1 protein-coding gene is annotated in these 391 nt (G+C 63.9%); it reads left to right on the top strand.

Going from position 1 to position 391, the window contains the following annotated elements; translation table 11 throughout:
- A partial coding sequence (locus C1I89_RS33850; RefSeq protein WP_181391129.1) for a phage terminase large subunit family protein occupies positions 1-391 on the top strand: 391 nt, incomplete at both ends.

The raw sequence follows: 391 nt of genomic DNA, 5'->3' as shown, positions 1-391 counted from the left end.
GGTGATGACCGGCGCCAACAGTGCGGTGGGCCTGCGTTCCATGCCGGTGCGCTACCTGTTTCTCGACGAGGTCGACGGCTATCCGTTGGATGTGGAAGGCGAAGGTGATGCGATCTCTCTGGCCGAGGCGCGAACCCGCACCTTTGCCCGGCGCAAGATCCTGATCGTCTCAACCCCGACGATTGCCGGGGCCAGTGCGGTCGAACGCGAGTTTGAGGCATCAGACCAGCGAAGGTACTTCGTGCCGTGTCCGCATTGCGACCACCGCCAGTGGCTGCGGTTTGAGCAACTGCGCTGGGAGCGGGGCCAGCCGGAAACGGCCGCCTACATCTGCGAAGGCTGTGGTGAACCGATTGCCGAGCACCACAAGACCTGGATGCTGGACAACGGC

This window comes from Achromobacter pulmonis (assembly GCF_002885955.2).
In the GTDB taxonomy this organism is placed as follows: domain Bacteria; phylum Pseudomonadota; class Gammaproteobacteria; order Burkholderiales; family Burkholderiaceae_B; genus Achromobacter; species Achromobacter pulmonis_A.
This window is presented reverse-complemented; position numbering and strand designations above follow the sequence as displayed.